The sequence below is a fragment of the Eikenella corrodens genome, assembly GCF_003990355.1.
GTDB lineage: Bacteria > Pseudomonadota > Gammaproteobacteria > Burkholderiales > Neisseriaceae > Eikenella > Eikenella corrodens_B.
Genome location: NZ_CP034670.1, coordinates 1,853,816 through 1,871,159, shown reverse-complemented (window position 1 = coordinate 1,871,159; position 17,344 = coordinate 1,853,816). Strand labels below are relative to the sequence as shown.

The following is a 17,344-nucleotide window of genomic DNA, read 5'->3' as shown; positions in this document are numbered from 1 at the left end:
CCAACGCGGTAGCATTACGATTGATTTGGTACTGGATTTGCCCACAGGCCAAAACGAATGGGGCTGCGTTTTCCGCACCTGCCGCCCGGCATGCCGATATGTAAGGCCACGCGATTTTGCATGGGCTATGACAAAAATCACGCGGTCTTACAAATAGCCTGAGACCTTTGCAAAATCCTCATCTTTGGCTCATTTCTTCGCAATGCGCTTCTCTATGTGTGGAAATCAACAGCGTTGTTTACACTTTTGGCTTTTGCTTGAAGACCCGATTGAGCAGCTATCCGGCATTGTCAAGAATGTCGATAGACACGGGAAAACCGCTCTGTTCTTGATAATGACGGATAGCTGCTTAAAAATCATTTAAGCAAAAACACAAAGCTGTCCGCCGTAAAAAAGTGTAAACAACGCGACAATTTCCTACATCTAACGCTTGAAAATATTTCAATATTCTCTGCGCGTTCTGCGATGCTATTGCTTTGAATTGTGCTCAAATCTGAGGATTTTGCAAAGGTCTCAGCCTTTACAGTATTACAAAAATAAGGGCAGTAAACATTTATATCGTTACCTTGCCCCGTCCTTCACCAGCACAATCACCAATTCGCTGTCATCGGTTATTTTGATGGCGACGTATTCGCTGCCGTCCGCCTTCAGGACGCTGCCCGGCCTCAATTCCTGCCTTTTTCCGCCGTCAAACAAAAATACCGAGCTGCCTTTGGTTTGGGTAACCAGCAGGGTGTGGCCGGGGTGGTTGTGGCGGGGGATTTCCTTGCCTTTGGGCAGGGTTTCGCGGATGACGGTGTAGTTTTCACCTTCAAAGACTTTGCCCGTGCCTTGGGCGGTTTCTGCTGCGGGTGCGGCCGCGGCGGAGAGGCCGATGAGGGCGGCGAAAAGTTGGGTTTTGATATTTTTCATGATGGCTTTCCTTTGGTTGCAGTTAAAAATTCTGTTTCGGGCTGCCTGAAAGTGGCAAATGGGCGGCAATTCCGCAGTGGTTGTATTTTCAGCAACCAATTCTCTCTCCCTGTGGGAGAGGGCTGGGGAGGGGGCGGCAAACCGCGGGTTTGCTTTGGCGGCATTCCCAATGTGCAGGCTGCTTTTAACTTCGTTGATACTGCGCTTTAGCTTCGCAGAAACTCCGTTTTAGCTTCGCAGAAACTTCGTTTTCAGACGACCTTATTTAAAGCGGTAGGTAAATGCCGCGTTCACTGTCCGCAGTGCGCCGTAGCTGTGGCGGTCGGGCTGGGTGCGGTAGTGTTTGTTGAACAGGTTGTCCACGTTCAGCGACAGTTCGGCACGCGGATTGAAGCGGTAACGCGCCATGATGTCGGCGACGGCGTAGGCTTTTTGGCGGCTGTTGGCGGCGGCGCGGGCTTTGGCGGCGGGATTGGGGATGCGGAGCGTGGCAGGGTCGGTGTGGGTTTCGCCCTGCCAGCGCACGCCTGCGCCGATGGTCCAACCGCTGGGCGCTTCGGGTGTGAAGTGGTAGGCGGTGAAGAGTTTGAAGCTGCGTTCGGGCACGCTGTCGGGGTTCAGGCGGCTGCCGTCTTGGTCGCGGGTTTTGCTTTGGCTGTAGCCTGCCTGTATCTGCCATTCGGGTGTGATGCGGCCGCCGACTTCGATTTCCCAGCCGTGGGTTTTGGCTTGGTTGGCGGCGCGGTAGTAGGTGTTGCCGCTCGGGTCGCGTCCTGCTGCGGTGGCGAGGTTGTTTTTACGGGCGCGGTACACGGCGGCGGATGCGTTCAGACGGCCTTCAAGCCATTCGCCTTTGATGCCGGCTTCCAGATTGTTGCCGGTTACGGGTTTCAGGTAGCTGCCGTATTCGTCTTTTTGCGATTGCGGGACGAACAGGCTGCTGTACGAGCCGTAAAGCGACAGGTTGTCGGTCAGGTCGAACACGATGCCTGTGTAGGGGGTGAAACGGTTGGCGCGGATGGTGGGCGTGCCGCCGGTGTGGCTGTCGTAGCTGCCGCCGGTGCGGTAACGGGTGTATCGTCCGCCCAAAATCAGCGAAAGCTTGTCGGCGGCGCGGAAACGGGTGGCGAGATAGCCGCCGATTTGCCGCCTGGTGCCGTATTGCGGGATGGTTTGGGCAAACGATGATGGCTGCGGGTAGGCGCCCGTGCGGGAAAATTCGTAGGCGTTGGGGATGGCGTTGGGGATGATGCTGCGTTCGCCGTATTTGTTGCTGGCGTATTTGTAGCCGTTGATACCCGCGATTAAATCGTGTTCGCGGCCGAACAGGCGGTATTTGCCGGTCAATGACACGCTGGCACTGTGGGTGCGCGGGTCGGCGTGCCAATAGCCGGGAATCAGGTCGGTGGCGGCAGTGCTGTGGTCGATGGAAAGTACGCCTGCCACGCCGTAGGGCTGGCGGAAGCGGCTGCGGGTGTAGTCGTATTCGGCTTTGAGTTTCCAGTCTTGGTTGAAGCGGTGTTCGATGCCGGCGAACAGGTTGAGCGCACGGTGGCGGCTGTTCGACCAATTTGTGGCAGGGTTGTCTTTCGGGCCGAAGGCGGTGGCATAACCTTGGCTGTCGTACACGGCGTAGCTGAGCGGCGCGTCGGCGGTTTCTTTCGCCTGCTGGTAGTCCATGCCTGCGTGGACGCGGGTTTGCGGTGCGATGTCGTATTCCAAAATGCCGTAGAGTTCGGCATCGCGGCTGCGTTCGCGCTGCCGCCACGAGTCGCCGCGTCCGAAGGTGGAAACCAGGCGGCCGCGCAGCGTGCCTTCGGCGTTCAGGCTGCCCGATACGTCCGCGCCCAGCCCGAAATGTTTGCGGTTGCCCGCTTCGGCGCGGACTTCAAACAAGGGATTGCGGGTCGGGCGTTTGCGTACCAGATTGACGGTGGCGGAAGGCTCGCCCGTGCCGTCCAGCAGCCCTGCCACGCCGCGCACGACTTCCACGCGCTCATAGGCGGCGGTGTTGGCATTGCCCGTATCGGCCAGCGCGTCGGCAACGGGGATGCCGTTGATTTGGTAGTTGGCGATGCGGCTGCCGCGCGCGAACAGGTAGTTGTAGCCCGCGCGGTCGGAGCCGTAAATCTGGCGGCTGGTGCCGGTCGCCTGCAACAGGGCGCGGTCGAGCGTTTTGATGTTTTGGTCGCGCATTTGTTGCGATGTGATGACGCTGACGCTTTGCGGGATTTCGCGCAGGGTCATGGGCAGCCCGAGCGGGGTGTGCGTGCCGGAAACGGTGTAGCCGTCGTTGGAACTCGCGGTGCGGTCGGCGGTAACAGTGATGGTCGGCAATTCGGTACTTACCTGCGGCTTGGGGTCGTCTGAAACAGAAACATCGGCCTGCGCGTACACGGGCAGCAGGGCGGCAAACAGCAGGGAGTATTTGAAGCGTGTCATGGGATTTCCTTTGTGTGTTGGTGTGCAGTGGGGTTGCGTTTTCGGCATATTGAAGGTGCAGGCTGCTTTTAGCTTCGCAGAAACTCAGCTTCCTTCGGAAACTTCGTTTTCAGGCGGCCTCGGACGGGTCGGGCAACTCAATTAGCACCACCGAGCAGCCATTTTCCGAACGCGGGCGGTGCGACACCGACTTCGGCACGACCGCCATCTCGCCTTCGCGTATCGTCATGCTGCCGCCGTCGGCGAAGTCCACCGCCATGTCGCCTTCCACGGCAAACAGCACTTTGTCGCTGTATCCGTGCGTGTGCCAGCCGTAATCGCCCAAAAGTTTGACCAGGCGGAATTGGAACCCGTGGCGGTTGATGATTTCGGGCTGCCAGTATTCTTTGATGGCGGCAAGGTGCTGTTTCGGGTTGATGGTTTCGTTTTGCATGGGGTTCTCCTATGGGTTGGGTGGTTTTTGATGCGGTTTGTCGTTTTGGTTTCGTTGCAGGCTTCTTTCAGTGGGCGGAGTTGTAACGGAAGTGTCATCGGCTTTGATGCAAGCCTGCGGCTTACTGCCCTCTCCCTAACCCTCTCCCACAGGGAGAGGGGACGGGCTACCGTAGCCTCGCTGTTTGCCGCATAAACTCGGGTGCGGACTGCCATCGGTCTGAATCTTTGATTCAGCCGTTCGATGCGTGTGCCTGTGGTACTCCACGAGGTCGTCTGAAAACGGAGCTTCAACGAAGTGGAAATTTGCCTGAACCTTAAAGGCAGCCTGCCGCCCAACCCCCTCTCCCCGCGGGAGAGGGCTAGGGAGAGGGCGGCAAACCAAAGGTTTGCTGAGCGGTATTTTCAACGTGCAGGCTGCTTTTCACTTCGTCAAACCCGCGTTTTAGCTTCGCAGAAACTCCGCTTCCTTCGGAAGCTCCGTTTTCAGACGACCCTCTATTCTTTCCCCGCCGCAACGGGTTCGGCCTTTTCAAACGCCGCCTTCAACTGTTCCGCCGCCTGTATCAACTGCCGCGCACCGCCCGCGACAATGTAGTTCGCGGCAGGCATGACGATGATTTGCTTGCGCTTCCAAGCGTTCGTTCCGCGTACCAGCGCGTTATCCAACACTTCCACGGCCGCCGGCCCTTCCTGCCCGATGGCGGCGGTACGGTCGATGATGAAAATCCAGTCGGGGTTTTTCTCTTTGATGTATTCGAAGGAAACAGGCTGCCCGTGCCCCTCGTTGCGTAAAGATTCGTCCACGGGCGGCAGGCCGATGTCGCCGTGTATCCAGCTTGCCAACCGCGACTGCGTGCCGAAGGCGGACACCTTGTTGCCCGTAACCGACAGCACCAGCCCGCGCCCTTTGCCTTTGGCGGCTTCGCGCGTTTGGGCGAACAGCGCGTCAATCTGCGCCTTCAATTCCGCCGCGCGCGCTTCCTTGCCGAAAATCCGCGCCAGGGTTTCCATCTGCTTTTCGCCGCTGGTGCGGATATTGCCGTTGTCCACCGTCAGGTCTATGGTGGTCGCGTTTTTCGCCAACTGTTCATACGCTTCCGCGCCCGGCCCGCCGGTAATGACAAGCTGCGGATTGTAGCGGTGCAGGGCTTCGTAATCGGGTTCGAACAGCGTCCCCACCGTTACCGCCTTGTCAAATGCAGGCTGCAAATAGTCCACGCGCACCGGCGCGGTGGTTGCGCCCACGTTCACGCCCAATTCGGTCAGCGTATCCAATGCCGCCCAGTCGTACACGGCGACGCGTTCGGGATTCTTCGGCACAACGGCATCGCCCCGCGCGGTCGGCACGGTCAGTGTGGCGGCAGATGCGGATACGGCTTGGGATGCGGCGGATACAGTTTTTTCGGCGGCAGGTTCGGGCGAACAGGCGGCCAGCAGGACGGCGCAGGCTGCCCAATAAAAACGTGGCTTCACGGTGTGCGGTTCCTTTGCATACGAATAAGAATATTTATTATTAAGCAAACAACCTGCAGAAACCACGCCGCAAAACGCAAAATTCCCGAAACGGCAAAGGTCGTCTGAAACACCCTTTCAGACGACCTTTCCCGTTTCAACCAATCCCTACGCTTGATTATTGGCAATAATTCCTATTTAATCCACTTATCAGACAACCCGTTCCTATCCAAGCATGAACACCGCTGCCATCTACCGCCAGTACCAAACCTATGTCCGCTCCGATAAATCCGGCTGGGCGTTGGACGGCTGTTCCGACAGCGCGCTCATGGCGCAGGCAAAACAGCCCGGTTTGCATCTGGAAATGTGCATCAACCGCTTCGACTCGGGCATCACCCTATCGCGGATGCGCGGCGGCGGAACGGGTGCGTTTCCCACCGAAATCCACAATTTCAGCCACAACTGCGCCTTGTTCGTCATGGTGTCGGGGCAGAACCGGTTACAAATGGGCGGCAGGGAATACCGCCCGTCTGCCGGCGAAATCTGGCTGGTGCGCGGCGAACTGGCGGACGTATCCGAAACCCTGCTGCCCGACAACAGCGGCATGTGCGCGCTGCATTTGGATTTTTCGCTGGAAAAACTGCACCGCTGGCACGACGAAGGCTTGCTGGACGAACGCCTGTTTTCGCCGCAAACGATAGGCCGATTCGCCCTGCAACGGCTGGCGCAAAACGCGGCGGCACTGACGGCGGCGGCCTGCCCCCTGCTGCAACGCCCGTTCGAATCGGACGGCTTCGGCCTGCTCGCCGACGAAGCCGCCGCGCTGGAACTCTCCGCCCGATTATTGCGCTTCACCTTCCGCCGCCACGACAACGGCTACCGCCGCCGACGCATAGACGAAGCCGCCGACATCCTGCAACACGAATTCGCCCGCCCGCTGACCATCGCCGAAATCGCCCGCCGAGTCGGGCTGAACGAATGCTACCTGAAACGCTATTTCAAAGCGCAAACCGGCGAAACCGTCGCCGGATGCCTGCGCCGCCTGCGGCTGGAACATGCGCTCGCCCTCATCGAATCCGGCAGCACCGTCCAAGCCGCCATGCACTTTTGCGGCTACCGCCACGCGGGGCGGTTCAACGAAGCGTTCAGACGGCATTACGGATTTTTGCCTTCGGATGTGAAAAGGTCTGTTCGTAAAAAATGACGGAATACATAGTGAATTAAAATAAGAACGGAACAAAACGGTTAGCCACAAATACTGCAAATAGTGCAGAAAAACGAGACAACTCTGTAATATTCTTATATTAATCCGCTATAAACGCACACATAACATACTATAGTGAATTAAATTTAAACCAGTACAGCGTTGTCTCGCCTTGTCGTACTATTTGTACTGTCTGCGGCTCGCCGCCTTGTCCTGATTTAAATTTAATCCACTATAAACAGATACGTAGGGCGGGCATTTATGCCCACGCGGTTTCAAACCACCTTGGGATACGGAACGCGTGGGCAACGAGTGCACACCCTACACGGCTGCCGTGGCAAAGGCTACCTGAAACCGCGCAACGCTATTTGCGCCAATAGGCGGGGGTGAAGAGCATGAATACGGTGAAGATTTCCAGGCGGCCGAGCAGCATGACGATGGTGCACAGCCATTTTTGGATGTCGGCGAGGTTGGCGTAGCTGCCGGCGGGGCCGACGCTGCCGAGGCCGGGGCCGGCGTTGGTGATGCAGGCGGTGGCGGCGGTGAGGGCGGTAACGAAGTCGAGGCCGGTGGCCATGAGGGCGAAGGTGGCGAAGATGATGGTGAGGAAGTAAACGGCGGTGAACACGAGCACGGTCATGGCGGTGCGCTCGGCGATGTGCATGCCGTTGATTTTTACGGTGTGCACGGCGTTGGGGTGCAGGAGCAGCATCATTTCGCGCAGGCTGAATTTAAACAACACGATGGCGCGGATGGTTTTGAGCCCGCCGCCGGCGCTGCCGGCGTTAGCGAGGATATTGGCGAGGAAAAACATCCAGAGGGATACGGGCAGCGGCCAGGCGGCGAAGTCGGTGTTGGCGTAGCCGTTGGCCAGGCCGATGGAGATGAAGTTGAAGCCGACAAAGCGCAGGGATTGCGACCAATCGGGGTAGAAGTCTTTGTGCCACAAATAGAGGGCGCACACGATGATGCTGGCAATCAGGGTGGTGATCATCACGCGCACTTCGCTGTCGCGGCGGTAGGCGTTGAGGCTGCGTTGGCGGAAGGCGTAGTAGTGGTTGGTGAAGTTGATGGCGGCGATGACGCTGCCGACGGATAAAATCATTTCGATGGGCACGGAATCGAAATAGGCGATGTTTTGATCGTGGGTGGAGAAGCCGCCCAGGCCGAGGCAGGACATGGCGTGGCACACGGCATCAAGCCAGCTCATGCCGGCCAGGCGCAGGGCGAGGCAGACGGCGAGGGTGAAGAAAACGTAGATCAGCCAAAGGTTTTTGGCGGTTTGGGAAATGCGGGGGGCAAGTTTGCTGTCTTTGTGGATGCCGGGGATTTCGGCTTTGAACAGCTGGGTGCCGCCTACGCCGATCATGGGCAGAATGGCCACTGCCAAAACGATGATGCCCATGCCGCCCACCCAATTGAGCAGGTGGCGCCAGAAGTTGAGCGAGGGAGGGAAGCTGTCGAGGTTGGTGAAAACGGTGGCGCCGGCGGTGGTGAGGCCGGAGATGGCTTCAAAGAAGGCGTCGGTGTAGCTGATGCCGGGCAGATACCAATAAAACGGTAGGGAGGCGACCACGGCAAAACCCAACCACAGTAGGAAAACGAGGGTGAAGCCGTCGCGGGTGCGCAGCTCGCGCTGATGGCTGCGGGTGATGAGCCAGATGATGCCGGAGGCGCAGATGGTGGCGGCGGCGGTGTCGGCAAACACCCAGAAGGCGGCGTCTTGGTAGAGATACGACACGAACGTGGGCGCCAAGAGTAGCAGCGAAAACACGAAGCCGAGGCGAGATAGAACGTGGACGATGGGGGCGAGTTTGTAATACATGGTGTAGCGGTTTCAGGTAGCCTGTGCGGCGGGTATTTTACCTGTTTTAACGGGATAGCGTAGCGACGGCTGAGGCTACCTGAAAAATAGCAGGCGGGGTGCTTTAGTTTATCCTACGGTTTGTTTTTATTCATATTCACGATAAAACACCAAAGGCTACCTGAAAGCGGATACGGCGGTTTCAGGTAGCCTGCGGCATGGGCAAACGGGCGCGGCTTAAGCGCGTTTCGGATCATTGGGGCGCAGTTCGGCCGCCAGTTTATCCAAAATGCCGTTGACGAATTTGTGGCCGTCGATGCCGCCGAAGGTTTTGGTGACTTCAATCGCTTCGTTGATGATCACGGGGTAGGGCGTTTCCGGCATCTCGCGCAGCTCGAAGGCGGCGGCCAGCAGCACGGCGCATTCGATGGGGCTGAGGTCTTTTTCGTCGCGGTCGAGCAGCGGGCGGATAATCTGCATCAGCTCGCGGCGTTTGGCCTGCACGCCGAAGAAAATGGCGGTGAAGAGCTCGTTGTCGGCCTTGGCGAAGTATTCGTTTTCGCGGATATTTTTGGCTACTTCGGTATCGGGCAGTTGGTTGAGCGCGGCCTGATACAGCGCCTGCACGGCAAATTCGCGCGCACGGCGGCGGGGGGTGCGGTTTTTCGGTTTCATTACTCGGCTTTCTGAAATCAAGGGCTACACGATGGCATCGGGCAGGTTGTTGCCGGCCGGATTGAGGCGGCGCAGCAGGTTGGCGCATTCCACCGCCACCACGGCGGCTTCGGCGGCTTTGCTTTGGATGCGCGCGTGGGCTTGTTCGTCGTTTTCGGTGGTGAGGACGGCATTGGCGATGGGGATGTTGAAATCCAGCCCCACGCGGCTGATGCCGGCGGCGGATTCGTTTGACACCAATTCAAAATGATAAGTTTTGCCGCGAATCACCGCGCCTAAGGCCACCAGTGCATCAAAGCTGTGTGACTGCGCCATATTTTGTAGCGCCAGCGGCACTTCCAGCGCGCCGGGCACGGTGGCTACGGTGATGTTGCCGTCGGGCACGCCCATTTCCACTAGTTTTTCGGTGCACACTTCAAGCATGGCGCTGCCGATTTCGTTGGAAAAACGGGCTTGTACGATGCCGATATTCAGGCCTGTGCCGTCGTGATTGGGGGGGATGATGGTCATGTCCGCTGCTCCGTTGTAGTGAAATAAGCAAAAGCGGCATGCGCCGCAAAGAAAGCGGATTTTACACCAAAGCGCACGTTTTGGGGCTGTGAAGGAAGATGGCTTGCGTTACAATGGCGGCGTTTTGCTCCACTTTTCAGGTAGCCTCCCATGCCAACCATCACCCTTATCGCCGCCGTGGCGGACAACCGCTGCATCGGCAGCGGCAACGCCATGCCCTGGTATATCGCCGAAGATTTCGCTTTTTTCAAACGCTACACCTTGGGCAAACCCGTGGTGATGGGGCGCAAAACTTGGGATTCGCTGCCCAAGAAACCCTTGCCCGGCCGCCGCAATATCGTGATTACCCGCCAGCCGCGCTGGCAGGCCGAAGGCGCGGAACGTGCCGACAGCTTGGATGCCGCGCTGGCCATGCTGGCCGGCGTGCCCGAAATCATCATCATGGGTGGCGCGCAGATTTACGCCCAAGCCCTGCCGCTGGCCACCGATCTGCGCCTCACCGAAGTGCACTTGGATATCGACGGCGATGCCTTCTTCCCCGCCTTTGCCCCCGCCGAATGGCAGGAGGTTGAACGCAGCAGCCACACCGCTGCCGCCAACGGCATCCGCTTTGATTTCGTGCACTACCGCCGCGCCCGGCAGGCTACCTGAAAGATTGAGGCTACCTGAAAAATGCTGCACCGCCTGATCGAGCGCCATTGGCAAACGCCCAACCCGCTGCTCACGCCGATTTTATGGCCGTTGGTGCGGCTGTTCGGCCTGTTGGCGGCGCGGCGGCGCGAAGGCTACCTGAAAGGCCGGCGGCACAGCGAAAAGCTGCCTGTGCCGGTGGTGGTGGTGGGCAATGTGCAGGCTGGCGGCAGCGGCAAAACCCCGGTGGTGCAGGCCTTGGTGCGTGCCTTGCAGGAGCGCGGCATCCGCCCCGGCATCATCAGCCGTGGCTATGGCCGCAGCGGGCAGAGCGTGCACGTGTTAAGCAGCCAAAGCACCGCCGTGCAGGCCGGCGACGAACCGCTGCTGCTGCACCGCAGCACCGGCGCCCCCGCCGCCGTAGGCAGCCGCCGTGCCGAAGCGGGCAGGGCGCTTTTGGCCGCACATCCCGACGTGCAAATTATCGTTGCCGACGACGGACTGCAACACTACGCCCTGCAACGCGATTTCGAGCTGGCCGTATTCCCCGCCGCCGATGTGGGGCGGCCGCTGGATTTGCTGCCCAACGGCAATTTGCGCGAGCCTTTGTCGCGCCTGGAAAGCGTAAACGCCGTGCTGCTCGCCAACAGCACGCCCGACAGCCCCGAGCCGGATTGGGCGCTGCCGGATAACGTGCTGCTTTGCCGCAGCCGCCTGCAATGCGGGCAGATTTACCGCCTGCACCGCCCGCACGAACCCTTGCCCGAAGGCTACCTGAAACAGCGCCGCGTTATCGCTGCCGCCGCCATCGCCAAGCCCGAACGTTTCTTTGCCGAACTGGCGCGGCTGGGCATCGAGACCGAACGGCAAATGGCCCTGCCCGACCACGCCGCCTGGCAGATTGCCGATTTGCCCGCGGCCGACAGCTACATCGTCACCGAAAAAGACGCAGTGAAGCTCGCCGCCGATACCGCGCAGGAAGTATGGGTGTTGCCCGTGCGCGCCGAATTGCCGGAAGCCTTGGTGCAGGCCGTAATCCGCCGCTGCCTGCCGGATAAGGAACAGGCTACCTGAAAACGGAAAGGCTACCTGAAAACAGCGGCACGGCAGGCCGCGCGGAAAAGTTTCGGGCAGCCTCACAGCGTAAGCAGTTTTGCCAACAGGCGTTCGCGCCCGATACCCGCCGCGCCAACCCAACCAACCGGAGACCCCAAGCCATGGACAAAAAATACCTCGACCTCCTCGTTTGCCCGCTCACCAAAGGCGCGCTCGAATACCATGCCGGCCGCCAAGAATTGTGGAGCCGCCAAGCCAAGCTGGCCTTCCCCATCCGCGACGGCATCCCCATCATGCTGGAAAACGAAGCCCGCCCCCTCACCGAAGAAGAGCTGCACGCATGAGCACCCCGTTTACCGTCATTATCCCCGCCCGCCTGGCCTCCAGCAGGCTACCTGAAAAAGCCTTGGCCGATATTGCCGGCAAACCCATGGTGGTGCGCGTGGCCGAGCGCGCCAAGCTGAGCGAGGCACAGCGCATCGTCGTGGCCACCGACCACACCGCCATTGCCGCCGCCTGCTCCGAATACGGCATCGAAGCCGTGCTCACCGGCAAACAGCACGCCAGCGGCACCGCCCGCCTGGCCGAAGCCGCGCTGCTGCTCGGTATGGCCGATAGCGACATCGCCGTGAACGTGCAGGGCGACGAGCCGCTGATTGATCCCGCCCTCATCAACCGCACCGCCGAATTGCTCGGCAGCAGCAGCGCGCAAATGGCCACCGCCGCCCACCCGATTGCCGACGCGGCCGAGTTTCTCAATCCCAACTGCGTGAAAGTGGTGCTCGATCAGCGGCGCAACGCCCTTTATTTCAGCCGCGCCCCCATTGCCTGGCCGCGCGACGCCTTCGCCGAAACGCAAGCCGTGCTGCCCGAAGGCTTTGCCCCGCTGCGCCATATCGGCCTGTATGCCTACCGTGTGGGCTTTTTGCACCAATACGTCGGCCTGCCGCCCTCGCCGCTGGAGGGCATCGAATCGCTCGAACAGCTGCGCGTGTTGTGGCACGGCGGCAAAATCGCCGTAACCGTGTGCGACAACGCCCCCGCCGCCGGGGTGGACACCGCCGAAGATTTGCAGCGCGTGCGCGATTGGTTTGCCCGGCATCCCGAAGAGGCTGGCTGAAAACTATAATTGCTTTGCCAATAATTTCAGGTAGCCTTCTCGCGCCAAGCAGGCTACCTGAAATGAACATCTGCCTAACAAAGAAACGAATATGACCACACCCGACAACACCGTCCGCCTTTCCAAACGCATGGCCGAGCTCGGCCTCTGTTCGCGCCGCGAAGCCGATGCCTATATCGAGCGCGGCTGGGTGAGCGTGAACGGCGAGAAAGCCGTGCTCGGCCAAAAGGTGGGCGCGGGTGACCGCATCGAGCTGCACCGCGCCGCGCACGAAGAACAGGCCGGGCGGGTGACCATCCTGCTGCACAAGCCGGTGGGCTTCGTGAGCGGGCAGGCCGAAAAAGGCTACCGCAGCGCCGCCGAGCTGGTTACCGCAGCCAACCATTGGCCGGAAGACCGCAGCCCGCAAAAGTTTAAAGCGGCACACCGCCACGGTCTGGCTCCCGCCGGCCGGCTGGATATCGATTCGGTCGGGCTGCTGGTGCTCACGCAAGACGGGCGCGTGGCCAAAAGCCTGATCGGTGAAAACAGCGGCGTGGAAAAAGAATATCTGGTGCGGGTGAAGGGCAAGCTTTCCGAAGAAGGCCTGCGCCTGCTGAACCACGGCCTGAAGCTGGACGGCGAAGCGCTGCGGCCGGCCAAGGTGTCGTGGCAAAACCAAGACCAGCTGCGCTTTGTGTTGAAACAGGGCAAAAAACGCCAAATCCGCCGCATGTGCGAGCTGGTGGGGCTGCGCGTGGTGGGGCTCAAGCGCATCCGCATCGGCAAAGTGAAACTCGGCGCACTGCCGCCGGGGCAGTGGCGCTATCTGGCGCCGCACGAGCGGTTTTAACGGGAGCAGAGGCTACCTGAAAACGGGCACGCGGGTTTCTGCGAAGCTAAATTTTCAGGTAGCCTTTTTGATTTTTGCTCTATACGCTCGGGCGGCGGCTGTGGCAAAATGCCCGCTTGATTTTATCCCCGCATATTTAAAGGAGTGCCACCATGTCCATCAGCAATGTAGTTCGCATGATTGAAGAAAACGATGTCCGTTTCGTTGATTTGCGATTCACCGACACCAAAGGCAAACAGCACCATTTCACCGTGCCCGCCGCCGTGGTGCTGGACGACCCGGAAGAATGGTTTGAAAACGGCCAGCCTTTCGACGGCTCGTCTATCGGCGGCTGGAAGGGCATTCAGGCCTCCGATATGCAGCTGCGCCCCGATCCGGCCACCGCCTTCATCGATCCCTTCTACGACGATGCCACCTTGGTGCTCACCTGCGACGTGATCGACCCGGCCAGCGGCCAGGGCTACGACCGCGACCCGCGCTCCATCGCCCGCCGAGCCGAAGCCTATTTGAAAGCCAGCGGCGTGGGCGACACGGCCTATTTCGGCCCCGAGCCCGAATTTTTCGTGTTCGACGGCATTGAGTTTGAAACCCATATGCACAAAACCCGTTTCGAAATCACCTCCGAAAGCGCCGCTTGGTCGAGCGGCCTGCATCTGGACGGCCAAAACACCGGCCACCGCCCGATGGTGAAAGGCGGCTACGCCCCCGTGGCGCCGGTGGATGCCGGGCAGGATTTGCGCTCTGCCATGGTCAACATCCTGCAGGAAATCGGCATTGAAGTGGAAGTGCACCACGGCGAAGTCGGCACCGGCAGCCAGATGGAAATCGGCACCAAATTCAGCACTTTGGTTCACCGTGCCGACCAAACCCAAGACATGAAATACGTAATCCACAACGTGGCGCACAACTTCGGCAAAACCGCCACCTTCATGCCCAAACCCTTGATGGGCGACAACGGCAGCGGCATGCACGTGCACCAATCCATTTGGAAAAACGGCCAAAACCTGTTTGCCGGCGACGGCTATGCCGGCTTGAGCGACACCGCCCTCTACTACATCGGCGGTATCATCAAGCACGCCAAAGCGCTGAATGCCATCGCCAACCCCTCCACCAACTCCTACAAACGCCTGGTGCCGCATTTTGAAGCGCCCACCAAGCTGGCCTATTCCGCCAAAAACCGTTCCGCCTCCATCCGCATCCCCACCGTGCACAGCGTGAAGGCCCGCCGCATCGAAGTGCGCTTCCCCGATCCCACCGCCAACCCCTACTTGGTGTTCGCCGCGCTGCTGATGGCCGGGCTGGACGGCATCCAAAACAAAATCCACCCCGGCGACCCGGCCGACAAAAACCTCTACGACCTGCCGCCGGAAGAGGATGCGCTCGTACCGACCGTGTGCGCCTCTTTGGAAGAAGCCCTGGCCGCCCTCAAAGCCGACCACGAATTCCTCCTGCGCGGCGGCGTGTTCAGCCAAGACTGGATCAACAGCTACATCGCCTTCAAAGAAGAAGACGTGCGCCGCATCCGCATGGCGCCGCACCCGCTGGAATTTGAAATGTATTATTCGCTGTAAGGCGGGCAAAAATTTAATGGCACACTAAACCTTGCCAGACGATAAAAGGCTACCTGAAAAATTGGCTTCGCAGAAACCCGCGTGCTCGTTTTCAGGTAGCCTTTTTGTGCCATAGAGCAAAGCAACTTTCGCTACGGCATGGGTTTACCTTGCCGTATAGTGAATTAACAAAAACCAGTACAGCGTTGGCTCGCCTTGCCGTAACGTGTGTACTGTCTGTGGCTCGTCGCCTTGTCCTGATTTTTGTTAATTCACTATATTTCCGTACTGCCTGCAGCCCGCCGCCTTATACCGAAAGCCGATTCGGCTTGCTAGATTTGCCCAAGCTGCGGCCTGTTGAATGTTTCAGGTAGCCTTCATTTTGCGGATGGGCGAGACAAAATGGCGGCAGATTGAGCAAAATCGGATGGTTTGGAGCGGGGAAATGGCAGTATGATGCCGCCTGTTTTAAATTACCCCGGCAATAAAAGGACACATCATGGGCGCATGCCGCACATTTCCGATTCCGCTCAGTTATTTCAGCACCACCATCGGCCTGTTCGCATTGGGTTTGTCGTGGCGCTACGGTGCAGCGGCAGGCCTGATGCCGGCTTGGCCGGGTGAGGGGCTGCTGGCGGCGGCGTTTGCTGTGTGGCTGGTGCTGGTGGCGGCTTATGTGTGCAAGATATTGGCTTATCGCGATGAGTTTTTAAGCGATTTAACCGATTTGGTGCAATGCTGCTTTCTCAGCGCCATCCCGATTACCACCATCTTGGCAGGCATTGCCGGGCTGCCTTATGCCGCCGGGGCGGCACGCGTGCTGGTGTATGCCGGCATTGCCGGGCAGCTGGCGTTTGCCATGTATCGTGCTGCCGGGCTGTGGCGCGGGCTGCACAACTTGGCCGCCACCACGCCGGTGATCTATCTGCCTACGGTGGCCACCAATTTTGTGAGTGCCACGGTGCTGGGCGTGCTCGGGCTGTATGATTATGCGGTGTTGTTTTTCGGCGCGGGGCTGATGTCTTGGTTTAGCCTGGAGGCGGCGATTTTGGGCAGGCTGCGCACGGAGGCGGCGATTGCGCCGCAGGTGCGCGGGATAGTGGGCATCCAGCTTGCGCCGGCTTTTGTGGGCTGCGGGGCGTATTTTGTGGTGAACGGCGGCGCCATCGACCTGTTTGCGCTGGCCTTGATGGGCTACGGCTGTTTGCAGTTTCTGCTTTTGCTGCGCCTGCTGGGCTGGTTTGCCGAGGGCGGGTTTAGCATGAGCTGGTGGGGCTTCTCGTTCGGCTTGGCGGCCATGTGCGGTTGCGGGCTGCACCTGTTGGCCGCAGGCAAGATGATATGGCTGGGCACAGCATTGGCGCTAAGCGGCTCGGCCGGGGTGGCGCTGCTGTTGGCGGGAACGCTGTATTTGGTGTGGCAGGGGCGGTTTTTGGTGCGTTAGGCTGCTTATGTCCTTGTTGTAAAGGCTACCTGAAAACGGTTGATACGGTTTCAGGTAGCCTTTTTGTAGCGGAGGAAGGTATCAGAGCAAATCCAATTGCGCCAATGCCTGTTGCAGTTGGCTAGCCGTCCAGCGGTTGCCGGCGGCGAGGGTCATGAGGGCGGTGGCGGTTTCGATATTGCATTTGCCGCCGCCCACCGCGCCGGCCTGGCGCAGGGCGTTGCCTTGGGCGTAGGCGGTGCCGGTGCGGCCGTGGTGGGCTTGGCTGATGTTGAGCAGCAGGCCGCCGTTTTGAGTGAAGTGTTGCACGGCGGCGAGCAATTCGGGGCTGGCGGGGGCGTGGCCTTGGCCGTAGGAAAGCAGGATGGCGGCTTCTTGGGGGAAGTGGCGCAGGCTGTGGGCGATTTGCTCGGGGCTGCTGCCGGGGGTGAGCAGGTGGCTGCACACGCGGGCGTCAGGGTTGAAGCGGGTGGGCAGGCCGCTGAGGCGGCGGGGCGGGGTGTTTGGCTGCCAGGTGTTGAAGTGGGCGTTGTCGAAGCCTTGGTCGAGCTCGGTGCTGCATTTGCTGCTGCCGACGGCGGGGTAGAGCCGGCCGCCGAAGGCGATAACGGTGCTGTGCAGTTGGGGGTTTTGCAGGGCGGAGACGGCGGTTTGCAGGTTGGCGGGGGCGTCGCTATCGGCGGCGTGGTAGGGCTTTTGCGCGCCGGTGAGGACGATGGGCTTGCCGCCGTTGTCGAGCGCAAGGGCGAGGAGGTTGGCGGTGTAGGCGAGGGTGTCGGTGCCGTGCAAGACGAGGATGCCGTCGTGCTCGGGCAGGGCGGCTTGCAGGATGGCGAGCCATTGGGCCCAATGCTGGGGGGTGATGTTGGAGCTGTCGATCAGGGGCTGGCAGATGTGCCAGTGGAACACGGCTTGTTCGGCGTAGGGCTGCAGGGCTTGTTCGGCAAGCTGGGCATCGGGAACGAGGCCATTGGGGCTGGGTTTCATGCCGATAGTGCCGCCGGTGTAGAGGACGAAGATTTTTTGCATATTGGCTTTGCCGGGAAAGAAGGGGGAAGGGAGAGGCTACCTGAAGTGTGCCCAAACGGGGCTTGGCGGTTTCAGGTAGTCTTTATGGGCTTAGAACAAACGTTGGCGGCTGCTGCTGATTTCAAAGCCGTGGCCTCGGCTGTTGGAGCAGGTAATGCCGGTGGTTTGGCTGGTGCATTGCCAGCCGTTGCCGCGCAGGGTTTGTCCGTATACGTTTGGCTTTGCCTGGCAGAAAGCTGCCTTGCGGGG

18 protein-coding genes are annotated in these 17,344 nt (G+C 59.8%); 9 read left to right on the top strand and 9 right to left on the bottom strand.

Features of this window, described 5'->3' with window-relative positions; translation table 11 throughout:
- Positions 1-561 precede the first annotated feature (561 nt).
- On the bottom strand, positions 562-912 hold the full coding sequence (locus tag ELB75_RS09435; protein WP_126983698.1) for a cupin domain-containing protein: 351 nt from the start codon (positions 910-912) through the stop codon (positions 562-564).
- Between ELB75_RS09435 and ELB75_RS09430 the strand changes: the two genes are divergently transcribed.
- Positions 892-1,122 (top strand): hypothetical protein, encoded by a 231-nt coding sequence (locus ELB75_RS09430; RefSeq protein ID WP_126983697.1) that lies wholly within the window; start codon positions 892-894, stop codon positions 1,120-1,122. The two genes, ELB75_RS09435 and ELB75_RS09430, sit on opposite strands and share 21 nt — an antisense overlap.
- Before the next feature lie 51 nt (positions 1,123-1,173).
- Here the strand turns inward: ELB75_RS09430 and tdfF are convergent, their stop codons facing one another.
- The 3 genes from tdfF to ELB75_RS09410 all read right to left on the bottom strand — a co-directional run bounded on the left by tdfF (position 1,174) and on the right by ELB75_RS09410 (position 5,262).
- Positions 1,174-3,354 carry a TonB-dependent iron piracy receptor TdfF gene (tdfF, locus tag ELB75_RS09425; protein WP_126983696.1) on the bottom strand — a complete coding sequence of 727 codons (2,181 nt, stop codon included), beginning with the start codon at positions 3,352-3,354 and terminating at the stop codon, positions 1,174-1,176.
- Between the two features lie 109 nt (positions 3,355-3,463).
- Positions 3,464-3,787 carry a cupin domain-containing protein gene (locus tag ELB75_RS09420; RefSeq protein WP_003768951.1) on the bottom strand — a complete coding sequence of 108 codons (324 nt, stop codon included), beginning with the start codon at positions 3,785-3,787 and terminating at the stop codon, positions 3,464-3,466.
- A 497-nt stretch (positions 3,788-4,284) separates the two neighbouring features.
- A complete protein-coding gene (locus tag ELB75_RS09410; RefSeq protein WP_126983695.1) occupies positions 4,285-5,262 on the bottom strand; it encodes a siderophore ABC transporter substrate-binding protein in 978 nt (325 codons plus the stop codon).
- A gap of 214 nt (positions 5,263-5,476) precedes the next feature.
- Between ELB75_RS09410 and ELB75_RS09405 the strand changes: the two genes are divergently transcribed.
- Positions 5,477-6,445 (top strand): helix-turn-helix transcriptional regulator, encoded by a 969-nt coding sequence (locus ELB75_RS09405; protein ID WP_126983694.1) that lies wholly within the window; start codon positions 5,477-5,479, stop codon positions 6,443-6,445.
- A gap of 364 nt (positions 6,446-6,809) precedes the next feature.
- Here the strand turns inward: ELB75_RS09405 and ELB75_RS09400 are convergent, their stop codons facing one another.
- The 3 genes from ELB75_RS09400 to ribH all read right to left on the bottom strand — a co-directional run bounded on the left by ELB75_RS09400 (position 6,810) and on the right by ribH (position 9,434).
- Positions 6,810-8,270 (bottom strand): TrkH family potassium uptake protein, encoded by a 1,461-nt coding sequence (locus ELB75_RS09400; RefSeq protein ID WP_126983693.1) that lies wholly within the window; start codon positions 8,268-8,270, stop codon positions 6,810-6,812.
- Between the two features lie 216 nt (positions 8,271-8,486).
- Positions 8,487-8,924 (bottom strand): transcription antitermination factor NusB, encoded by a 438-nt coding sequence (nusB, locus tag ELB75_RS09395; RefSeq protein WP_126983692.1) that lies wholly within the window; start codon positions 8,922-8,924, stop codon positions 8,487-8,489.
- A 24-nt stretch (positions 8,925-8,948) separates the two neighbouring features.
- Positions 8,949-9,434, bottom strand: coding sequence for a 6,7-dimethyl-8-ribityllumazine synthase (gene ribH / locus ELB75_RS09390; RefSeq protein WP_126983691.1), 486 nt, complete (start codon positions 9,432-9,434; stop codon positions 8,949-8,951).
- 150 nt (positions 9,435-9,584) lie between these two features.
- Here ribH and ELB75_RS09385 point away from each other — a divergent pair, with 150 nt between their 5' ends.
- The 7 genes from ELB75_RS09385 (at position 9,585) to tehA (ending at position 16,066) form a co-directional block, all read left to right on the top strand.
- Positions 9,585-10,085 (top strand): dihydrofolate reductase, encoded by a 501-nt coding sequence (locus tag ELB75_RS09385; protein WP_126983690.1) that lies wholly within the window; start codon positions 9,585-9,587, stop codon positions 10,083-10,085.
- 21 nt (positions 10,086-10,106) lie between these two features.
- The gene (lpxK, locus tag ELB75_RS09380; protein WP_126983689.1) at positions 10,107-11,138 is read left to right on the top strand and encodes a tetraacyldisaccharide 4'-kinase; all 1,032 of its coding nucleotides are present in this window, start codon (positions 10,107-10,109) and stop codon (positions 11,136-11,138) included.
- Positions 11,139-11,281: 143 nt separating this feature from the next.
- Positions 11,282-11,464, top strand: a complete 183-nt coding sequence (locus tag ELB75_RS09375) for a Trm112 family protein (RefSeq protein WP_049258544.1) — start codon at positions 11,282-11,284, stop codon at positions 11,462-11,464.
- Positions 11,461-12,240, top strand: coding sequence for a 3-deoxy-manno-octulosonate cytidylyltransferase (gene kdsB, locus ELB75_RS09370; RefSeq protein WP_126983688.1), 780 nt, complete (start codon positions 11,461-11,463; stop codon positions 12,238-12,240). Before ELB75_RS09375 ends, kdsB begins: the two co-directional genes overlap by 4 nt.
- Positions 12,241-12,331: 91 nt before the next feature.
- Positions 12,332-13,072: a pseudouridine synthase gene (locus ELB75_RS09365; protein ID WP_064090188.1), complete on the top strand. Its 741-nt coding sequence runs from the start codon at positions 12,332-12,334 to the stop codon at positions 13,070-13,072.
- A 152-nt stretch (positions 13,073-13,224) separates the two neighbouring features.
- On the top strand, positions 13,225-14,643 hold the full coding sequence (gene glnA, locus ELB75_RS09360; RefSeq protein ID WP_126983687.1) for a type I glutamate--ammonia ligase: 1,419 nt from the start codon (positions 13,225-13,227) through the stop codon (positions 14,641-14,643).
- Positions 14,644-15,121: 478 nt separating this feature from the next.
- A complete protein-coding gene (tehA, locus tag ELB75_RS09355) occupies positions 15,122-16,066 on the top strand; it encodes a dicarboxylate transporter/tellurite-resistance protein TehA (RefSeq protein WP_126983686.1) in 945 nt (314 codons plus the stop codon).
- An 81-nt stretch (positions 16,067-16,147) separates the two neighbouring features.
- Here tehA and ELB75_RS09350 read toward each other — a convergent pair whose 3' ends face one another.
- A complete protein-coding gene (locus ELB75_RS09350) occupies positions 16,148-17,095 on the bottom strand; it encodes an asparaginase (protein WP_126983685.1) in 948 nt (315 codons plus the stop codon).
- Positions 17,096-17,185: 90 nt separating this feature from the next.
- Positions 17,186-17,293 carry a DUF6636 domain-containing protein gene (locus ELB75_RS13130; protein ID WP_346962721.1) on the bottom strand — a complete coding sequence of 36 codons (108 nt, stop codon included), beginning with the start codon at positions 17,291-17,293 and terminating at the stop codon, positions 17,186-17,188.
- Positions 17,294-17,344 lie beyond the last annotated feature (51 nt).

Coding starts and splice junctions, on each gene's coding strand:
- ELB75_RS09435 (WP_126983698.1), bottom strand. CDS start 912: ATGAAAAATATCAAAACCCAACTTTTCGCCGCCCTCATCGGCCTCTCC.
- tdfF (WP_126983696.1), bottom strand. CDS start 3,354: ATGACACGCTTCAAATACTCCCTGCTGTTTGCCGCCCTGCTGCCCGTG.
- ELB75_RS09420 (WP_003768951.1), bottom strand. CDS start 3,787: ATGCAAAACGAAACCATCAACCCGAAACAGCACCTTGCCGCCATCAAA.
- ELB75_RS09405 (WP_126983694.1), top strand. CDS start 5,477: ATGAACACCGCTGCCATCTACCGCCAGTACCAAACCTATGTCCGCTCC.
- ELB75_RS09400 (WP_126983693.1), bottom strand. CDS start 8,270: ATGTATTACAAACTCGCCCCCATCGTCCACGTTCTATCTCGCCTCGGC.
- nusB (WP_126983692.1), bottom strand. CDS start 8,924: ATGAAACCGAAAAACCGCACCCCCCGCCGCCGTGCGCGCGAATTTGCC.
- ribH (WP_126983691.1), bottom strand. CDS start 9,434: ATGACCATCATCCCCCCCAATCACGACGGCACAGGCCTGAATATCGGC.
- ELB75_RS09385 (WP_126983690.1), top strand. CDS start 9,585: ATGCCAACCATCACCCTTATCGCCGCCGTGGCGGACAACCGCTGCATC.
- lpxK (WP_126983689.1), top strand. CDS start 10,107: ATGCTGCACCGCCTGATCGAGCGCCATTGGCAAACGCCCAACCCGCTG.
- ELB75_RS09375 (WP_049258544.1), top strand. CDS start 11,282: ATGGACAAAAAATACCTCGACCTCCTCGTTTGCCCGCTCACCAAAGGC.
- kdsB (WP_126983688.1), top strand. CDS start 11,461: ATGAGCACCCCGTTTACCGTCATTATCCCCGCCCGCCTGGCCTCCAGC.
- ELB75_RS09365 (WP_064090188.1), top strand. CDS start 12,332: ATGACCACACCCGACAACACCGTCCGCCTTTCCAAACGCATGGCCGAG.
- glnA (WP_126983687.1), top strand. CDS start 13,225: ATGTCCATCAGCAATGTAGTTCGCATGATTGAAGAAAACGATGTCCGT.
- tehA (WP_126983686.1), top strand. CDS start 15,122: ATGGGCGCATGCCGCACATTTCCGATTCCGCTCAGTTATTTCAGCACC.
- ELB75_RS09350 (WP_126983685.1), bottom strand. CDS start 17,095: ATGCAAAAAATCTTCGTCCTCTACACCGGCGGCACTATCGGCATGAAA.